At 40.4% G+C, this 7170-nt stretch carries 13 protein-coding genes; 3 read left to right on the top strand and 10 right to left on the bottom strand.

The window, feature by feature from the left end; all coding sequences use genetic code 11:
• Window positions 1–620: hypothetical protein (locus Q0203_RS03175; RefSeq protein ID WP_297929480.1), on the top strand; the 620-nt coding region annotated here is incomplete at its 5' end.
• Window positions 621–635: 15 nt separating this feature from the next.
• Here Q0203_RS03175 and mutY read toward each other — a convergent pair.
• Complete coding sequence (gene mutY / locus Q0203_RS03170) at window positions 636–1619, bottom strand: A/G-specific adenine glycosylase (RefSeq protein ID WP_297929482.1); 984 nt, start codon at window positions 1617–1619, stop codon at window positions 636–638.
• Window positions 1620–2397: 778 nt separating this feature from the next.
• Between mutY and Q0203_RS09650 the strand changes: the two genes are divergently transcribed.
• A complete protein-coding gene (locus Q0203_RS09650) occupies window positions 2398–2601 on the top strand; it encodes a nucleotidyltransferase family protein (RefSeq protein ID WP_366517291.1) in 204 nt (67 codons plus the stop codon).
• On the opposite strand, the gene Q0203_RS03165 is transcribed toward Q0203_RS09650, so the two are convergent.
• Window positions 2539–4215, bottom strand: a complete 1677-nt coding sequence (locus Q0203_RS03165; protein WP_297929478.1) for a phage tail tape measure protein — start codon at window positions 4213–4215, stop codon at window positions 2539–2541. The two genes, Q0203_RS09650 and Q0203_RS03165, sit on opposite strands and share 63 nt — an antisense overlap.
• 72 nt (window positions 4216–4287) lie before the next feature.
• Here Q0203_RS03165 and Q0203_RS03160 point away from each other — a divergent pair, with 72 nt between their 5' ends.
• Window positions 4288–4560 (top strand): hypothetical protein, encoded by a 273-nt coding sequence (locus Q0203_RS03160; RefSeq protein WP_297929476.1) that lies wholly within the window; start codon window positions 4288–4290, stop codon window positions 4558–4560.
• Here Q0203_RS03160 and Q0203_RS03155 read toward each other — a convergent pair.
• The 8 genes from Q0203_RS03155 to Q0203_RS03120 are packed head-to-tail and all read right to left on the bottom strand — an operon-like array spanning window position 4538 to window position 7170.
• Entirely contained in the window at window positions 4538–4996 is a 459-nt protein-coding gene (locus Q0203_RS03155; protein WP_297929474.1) for a phage virion morphogenesis protein, read from the bottom strand. The two genes, Q0203_RS03160 and Q0203_RS03155, sit on opposite strands and share 23 nt — an antisense overlap.
• Complete coding sequence (locus tag Q0203_RS03150) at window positions 4984–5457, bottom strand: phage tail protein (protein ID WP_296025871.1); 474 nt, start codon at window positions 5455–5457, stop codon at window positions 4984–4986. Before Q0203_RS03150 ends, Q0203_RS03155 begins: the two co-directional genes overlap by 13 nt.
• Window positions 5454–5705 (bottom strand): hypothetical protein, encoded by a 252-nt coding sequence (locus Q0203_RS03145; RefSeq protein ID WP_209363895.1) that lies wholly within the window; start codon window positions 5703–5705, stop codon window positions 5454–5456. Before Q0203_RS03145 ends, Q0203_RS03150 begins: the two co-directional genes overlap by 4 nt.
• Before the next feature lie 7 nt (window positions 5706–5712).
• Entirely contained in the window at window positions 5713–5928 is a 216-nt protein-coding gene (locus Q0203_RS03140; RefSeq protein ID WP_297929472.1) for a TraR/DksA family transcriptional regulator, read from the bottom strand.
• The gene (gene lysC, locus Q0203_RS03135) at window positions 5925–6188 is read right to left on the bottom strand and encodes an Rz1-like lysis system protein LysC (protein WP_366517290.1); all 264 of its coding nucleotides are present in this window, start codon (window positions 6186–6188) and stop codon (window positions 5925–5927) included. The genes Q0203_RS03140 and lysC overlap by 4 nt, the downstream gene beginning before the upstream one ends.
• Window positions 6103–6453, bottom strand: coding sequence for a chemotaxis protein (locus tag Q0203_RS03130; RefSeq protein WP_297929468.1), 351 nt, complete (start codon window positions 6451–6453; stop codon window positions 6103–6105). The genes lysC and Q0203_RS03130 overlap by 86 nt, the downstream gene beginning before the upstream one ends.
• Window positions 6438–6956 (bottom strand): lysozyme, encoded by a 519-nt coding sequence (locus Q0203_RS03125; RefSeq protein ID WP_297929466.1) that lies wholly within the window; start codon window positions 6954–6956, stop codon window positions 6438–6440. Before Q0203_RS03125 ends, Q0203_RS03130 begins: the two co-directional genes overlap by 16 nt.
• Window positions 6949–7170, bottom strand: a complete 222-nt coding sequence (locus Q0203_RS03120; RefSeq protein ID WP_095176707.1) for a phage holin — start codon at window positions 7168–7170, stop codon at window positions 6949–6951. Before Q0203_RS03120 ends, Q0203_RS03125 begins: the two co-directional genes overlap by 8 nt.

Below are 7170 nucleotides of genomic sequence, written 5' to 3'. Positions count from 1 at the left end.
GCTTGGGCGCATTTTTCCGTCAGCGTTCGTTCGTCTCTTCCATCGCTTTTCTGCTGTTGTTCCGTTTGCCCGAAGCATTGTTGAATCCAGTAGGTCCTTTGTTCCTTAGAGCATCAGCTGATAAGGGTGGATTAGGTCTTTCTTTAGAGGCATTCGGCGTTGTAAATGGTATTGTTGGCGTGGTCGGACTGCTTCTTGGTGGCATTTTAGGTGGCTTGGTAGCCAGCAAAGACGGACTGAAAAAGTGGCTTTGGCCTATGACGCTTGCCATTACCTTGCCCAATATCGCCTACGTCTACCTTGGTTTTGCAATGCCTTCTACGCTTTTTGCCATCGGTTCAGCCATCTTTGTAGAAAACTTTGGCTATGGGTTTGGCTTCAGTGCCTATATGCTTTTTATGCTATACTTCAGTCAAGGAGAGCATAAAACCAGCCATTACGCCCTTTGCACGGGCTTTATGGCACTGTCAATGATGTTGCCAGGTTTATTTGCTGGTGCTTTGGCAGATGCCGTAGGTTACGACATCTTCTTTGTTTTGGTTATGGTGTCGTGCATCTTTCCCTTCATTGTAGCATCTCTGCTGAAGGTAGACCCTAAATTTGGCAAGAAAGATGCGTAGATAAAATTAATTATTTCACAGACTTTTAACGAGTAAATCTATAAGGCGAGGTAGGGCATAACGTTCTATCTCGCTTTCTTTTATCCATATATAATCGGCAGGTAGGGTAGGAGGAGTGTCGGTTTCTAACAGATAGAAATCGGCAAAAATGATTTGATGGGTAAGTATGTGCTTTACGTTCTTCTTTATTAGCGAGGCATTTTCAATGGCATTGCCCAGCAATTCTTTCGTTGGCAGTTCCCACAAGCCTTGCCAAATGTCGCCTGCACCACGGCGGCGAATGGCAGTTTTACCATTACACCTTATATATATAAAGGAGAAATGGCGTTCACGCTGTTTTGTTTTCTTTGCTTTTACAGGCAAGTCGGTCACTTTATTGTTGTTTGCCGCAAAGCAAGTATTTATCAATGGGCATACTTCGCAGTTGAGCGAAGTTGGCGTGCACTGTATGGCACCGAAGTCCATCAGCCCTTGATTGTAGGCTGCGGGAGCCTCTTTCGGTAGGTATTCTTGCGCCATAGCCTTAAAAACCTTTTTTCCTTCGGTAGAATCTATTGGTGTGTCAATGCCGAAATAGCGAGCAAACACACGATAGACATTACCGTCTACTATTGCCACGGGTTCTGCGAATGATATTGAAGAAATTGCAGCTGCAGTATATTCGCCAATCCCTTTTAGTTGTTTTAACTCCTTGTAAGTCTGTGGGAAACGCCCTAAACCAACTATCTGTTGTGCTGCTTTGTGCAAATTTCGTGCTCGAGAATAGTATCCCAGTCCTTGCCACTCTCTTAAAACCTCGTCTTCGGTAGCTTTTGCTAACTCGTGAACGTTAGGCCAACGTTTCATAAAACGTTCCCAGTAGGCTGTTCCCTGTGCAATTCTTGTTTGCTGCATAATAACCTCGCTCAGCCAAATAGCGTATGGATTGGTGGTTTGTCGCCACGGAAGTTCTCGCCCGTTTATGGCATACCAGTTCAATATAGTCTTGCTAAAGTTCATGGTGCAAAGGTACTTAAAATATCGAAAGAAACTTCTTTTGAAATTATATACTTGCTTAGGAACGCCCATATTTACTGTTATAAGTTATTCAGAATAAGACGTTTGTGGCTCAGAAACTATGGGAAAAGTACTGGAAACCTCTAATTTCTGCCCATTATTGCTTTGGATTTGTAGACGTTTATTGGTGGAATAATTTCCTTGTTTTTGCTGAAAGGTGTAAATGAAAAATAGTCTTGGTTTTGTAAAGATAATTACATCGAAAATTGATAATTTCGTTTTGGCGTTGCGAAAGCGGCTGTTTTGCAAGGTAAAACCTACGCTTTTGCCGTGCAAAACAGCCGCTTTTGGAATGCAAAACAATAGGTTTTGTAATGCGTTGATAAATAGGTGGTTACGCAACAGTTGCGCTTGTGAAAAATATTTACACGTTGTAGGATTCTTTTTGCTTATATAAATAATGTGTATAGGCGAAGTTGTGTAGCGCACCAACGAGAGATTTCTATATAGAAAGATGAATTGACATACTTATCGGTACTAAATTTCTACTGCTCCAAAAAATATGAATAGACTTCTCTGAAAAGCTGTTTAATTTATGCGAATTGGTTATTTTGTTTTTAATTTATATATAATTCGCAATGTCTAAAAATAAGAATTTAAGACATTTTGAGTTGATGTTGATTAATAATGTAGTTGAATTAAAGTTTTTTTATCTAAAATTCTTGTTTACTTATTGCAGTATTTTGTATCTTTGCAAAACAAATTGAAATAGTAGGCAACTATGGTTGATACAAAAGAAATTAAGACTGCATTAATCTCCGTATTCCACAAAGATGGTTTGGAGGATATTTTAAATTTTCAAGTTCGTCCAACTCCTCATTTTTTAGAGAATGAAGACCGAATGGAACTTTATCGAACACGTCTATCCAAGAAAAATTGGCAGGAGAAATGGAAAAATTTGATTTTTAAAAATTCCCCACGTTGATGAAAGTGCTTTCATCCGTGTTTGAAATTCACGGTTCATTGAACCTTTTGCTGTTTCACTGTTAGCTAGCTCAATTTGTCTGCGCCATTCTTCTGTGTTTGAGACAAGTAAAGCAAGGGTTTTGGTGTGCTCTGTTCCCACTAAATCAGCAATAAATCCAAGGCGCTTGTGCTCCGGCATTTTTTTGACGGTTTCAACTATTTTCATCAATGTGCCTTGAGCATCTTTCGCCATGCCTAATTCAACTTTGCTTGCACTTAACCCCATTGCAGCAAGGGCATTGCGAACAGGCTTTTTCTTACTTGCCGATGACAGACGAGTAAAGATCGCATTTACTGCTGTGGCTGATTGCTCCTCTGCTGCGCCTGCAGTTTGCAGGGTAGAACCTAGTGCAGCCATGTTTTTTTCAGTGATTTTTGCAATGCCCGAAATACCTGAAACACGATTCATAAAACCGATGATTTCTGTGCCTTTTGAAATAGCGTTATCATCTAAATAGTTGATAGCGTCGGCAAGTTCACGAGATGCCTCTGATGATAATTTAAAGTTTTTCGTTACTTTTCCAAATTGCTCAACTAATTCGTCAGGATTTGCCGCATCGAAGGCCGTTGCCATTTGTGTATTTAATCGCACGAATTCTTCCAGCTGTTCTTTTGGTACATCCATCCGAGCCGCCGATTCAATCATATTGGCGATTTCTACAGTGGTGAGTGGCAATTCCGTTGATAATGCTTGGATTTTATTTTTCCATTCGTCAAATTCAGCCGTGAAGTTGCCGGCATTATCTTTTAATCCTTGTACTTGTCTTGCCACGCCCACCATGGCATCTTCGAAGTTCATAAAATCACTTACGGATTTTCCAAGAGGCGCTGTAATGGTTGCACCTGCCGCTGATGCTTGGGCGCCAACCATTTGTGCTTTTCCACTGATGTCTTTTAATGTTTCGACTTGCCCTCGGTATTTACTATAAGCTGCTTGTTTGGTATTGAGTTTATCTAGTTGTGCTTGTTGTTTTTCTATTGTTGTGTTAGCCAGTTTTATTTTTTCTGCAAGATTTCCTTGATATTTTGTAAATTCTTTAGTGTTAATTCCACTCTCTTTTAATTCTTTTCTTAAATTGCGTAGCTGTAATAGCTGTTTAGCCTTTTCTCGGCGACTTGCTTTTAAACTATTATGTTCGGTATTGAGGGATTTGCTATTTTTCTTGATACTCTCTTTTAAACTCTCGTATTCTTTACTAAGAGACATAATCTTGAAACGAATTGCCGTTGCTTCAGTGTGTTTTCCTTTAGCTAATAAGGATTGATAATAACGCTCATGATCGCTAATGTCGGTTTTTAAATTAATCCGGGTATGTTTCATTTCTGATGCTTTACGGCGTAAGTTTTCTAACTTTTGAGTATGTTTAGAAATTACATCAGAACTTTTTTTTATTTGTTCGTTTTGACGGGAGAACGAACTCATTTTATTTTGTAACTTTTCAAGATCTTTTAACGCCATTTTGCTTGTTTTAAGCTGTTCAGAAAGTACGCCTATACTTTTCGAAGCATTTTTCATCGGAGCACTTATTTTATCAATGGCATTTAATAAAACAGTGAGTTGTAAATTATTCATTCTTAATTACTCGCTTTTATTGACAAGGTTCTTTTCTTGGCTTAATAATTAACCAAACAAAAGGAGGGGGATATGATCGCAATACTTTCTTTATTTATTCTCGCAGTTGGCTTATTGGGTCTTGCTGTCGGTTTGGGCTTTATTGCATTGCCTTGGGTTGTTTCCGGCATTATTGCCGCGCCTGTTCTGTTTCTTTATATGTTGATGATGGGGTCGGTGCTTTGGCTTGCTGAAATCAACTTTTTCCTTGGTGTTGCAGCACTTGCAGTGTATTGCTATTGGATTCACATTATTCGCAAGCACATCAAATTAAAATCACAATCTAAAGACTTAGTTGCTCAATAATTAAGTTTTCAATTAATTCCACATCACTTTCCGAAAAGCCCAGCAACTCCCGCTGGGCATATTGCACTTTAAATCCTTTGTTTTTATCCACTGTGCCTTGTAAGCCGTATTGATGCACGGCCGCAATCGCCGCACTTGAGCCGCTAAACCCAACCGAAACCTCGTTCGCATTTGACCGCACTTTTAAATGCTTGGCGGTGCGCAGCTTGGCGAACATGGCTTTGCGTTTGATTCTGCCTTTCTTTTTGCCGAATTGCTTTTGTGGTTTGCGTGGCTCAAAGGCGGTGCCGTCAGGGTTTTGTTGCCGAGCAATTCGAGCTTGTTGGCTTTTGCGCAAGGCTTGCCCGATGTTGCGCGCCAATTGTCGGCGTGCTTGTGGAGACAGATTGTTAATCAGGGCGGTGAGTTTTGCCTGCACTTGTTCTACGGTTGCCATTTTTCACCATCAAAAATCAGGTTGTTTTCATTCTCGAGGTAAACTTTCACCTTCGGGTTATCCCAAACCGGCTCTTTGGCATAGTGCATTTTGACTTCATCGGCGGTTTGTTTTGCCACGACACGTTCCGTCAACATGATTTCAAAAGAGATATCGGCTGTGTTGTTATTGTTGTAATCCACTTGGAACTTGAACGCATTTTCGCGGCGTTGTGGATTTTCAAAAATTTCGGGTTGGTTGATGCGCAAATAAGCGATGATAGGAACAATCAGGCTCGCAATGTCTTGGGAAAAATCCGTGACGATAATGTTGAGGGTGTAGCGATATTCAAAACTAAATGATTCGGCACCGGTGGCAACGATTTGACCGCCGTCAACATAAAGCTGTAAGCGGTCGGGATTTTTTACAAAGTCGGGAATACTTTGTTCAAGGATTTTGCGCAGTTGGTTTGGCTTTTTCATTTATCAATCGGCTTTGTTAGTTCAATTTTATAAAGTGGCTCATAACTAATATTCATCATTTGCATAGTTGTTACTGCCAAACTTAGAAAAGCCTCAACAATATCTAAGCAAAATTCAGGAATAAAATTTTGAGTAACAATTTTAGGTGCCTCAAGATTCATATTTACGTAAACCGGCACGCCGTAAAAGCGACCGTAATGCGTAAATTCCTCTTTCAATTCTTTTTTACTGTAAATTGTGAACAACATGATTAACCTACTTTCTAAATTGTTGTTGGCGTTTTTCTTCAATTTCTTGACAGGTTACGCAACGGCTAACACCCGGAATCAATTGTCTGCGTTTTTCGGGAATGGGGGCATCGCAATCTTCACAATAAACACGGCTGACCGCTTTGAAAGTGCGGTGTTTTTTGATGGCAATTTCACGCGCCATTTCTTCCAGTTGTTGCGCTCGGTCAAATTGGTCGGTCATTTGGCGGTTTCCTTATTAAATTCTTCTATGCACTTTTTCAGGCTGTCGTTTTCAATGACGCATAGGTTCAGTCGATGTTGTGTTTGTTGATAGGCTTCTGCCAGTTCGCCATTAGTGCGGATTTGTGGTGCAAATTGACCGCACTCTGCTGCCGTTGGGCAAAGTATCGGTTGTTTAATGATTTTCGGGGCGCTTGAACACGCCGATAACATCATCAGGCACAAGAGTATTAGCCCAATCTTGGTGTTTTTTAAGTGCATTTTTTAAATCCTGTGTTTGCTTGGTTTGAGAGATTTTTAACTGATTGACGGCTTCTGTGAGTGCTTTTTGTTGCTCATTGAATTTATCCACGCTTTCATTCAATGCCATGTAAGATTCCACCCACTGCAATTTTAATTGTTCTTCTTTGGCGGCTTCTGCTCGCCAGTGGTTAGCTTGCCACCCTTGAAACAGAATAATTGCCACAAGCATGAGCGGACCAACCAATAAAATGTATTTTTCTTTTTTCGTTAAGAACCCAAACATAATGCCTTCTCCTTTTGTCGTCTTTCAATTAAGCCTTTAAGTGGTTTCCCGCCTGCGTAAATCCATCGTTCAAATTGACCGCACATTCCTTTGCTGTATCCTTTCCGTGCCATTTTAAAAAGTGTGCTGTTTTTTAATTTTCCACATCCAGCATTAAAGGTAATTGACACTAAAGCATCAAATGCACCTTGTGGCATGGTTTGCCCGTTTGCGTAAGTATTCACACATTTTTCAGCTTGTTTAATGCCTTTGGCATACAAGTCGGCAATTTCTTGCAATGTGTAAATTTTATTGGATTCTATTTTTTCAACGGCTTCCGTTGTGCCGATACCAACGGTTAAAACATCTGCCGGGCATTGATAAGGTTTTTGTTGGCAACCTTCTGCATTGCCAATCAGTAATAGTCCTTTTTCTGATGTGCGAATTTCATTACCATGCGTGGCAATAACAAGTCCAACAACCGCCGAGACGGCACAAATGTATTTTGCTGTTCGCTTAATCATGGTGATGGCTCCGTTGTTCAAGTTCTTTTTCTTTTAATTCAAAATCTTTTTTCTTGTAATACCAATTCACCAGAAATGTGGCGACACCGATCACAATACCGGTGATTGAGGCGACGTCCGCCCAATTAACGTTTGAAAACATATCGGCAATGCGTCCAATAAAAAAGGCTAAAATTCCTGATGTGTAAGACGCTTTCGTTGGCGTGTCGTGCAT

Origin of the sequence: uncultured Aggregatibacter sp. (assembly GCF_938046485.1) — a bacterium.
In the GTDB taxonomy this organism is placed as follows: Bacteria; Pseudomonadota; Gammaproteobacteria; order Enterobacterales; family Pasteurellaceae; genus Aggregatibacter.
This window is presented reverse-complemented; position numbering and strand designations above follow the sequence as displayed.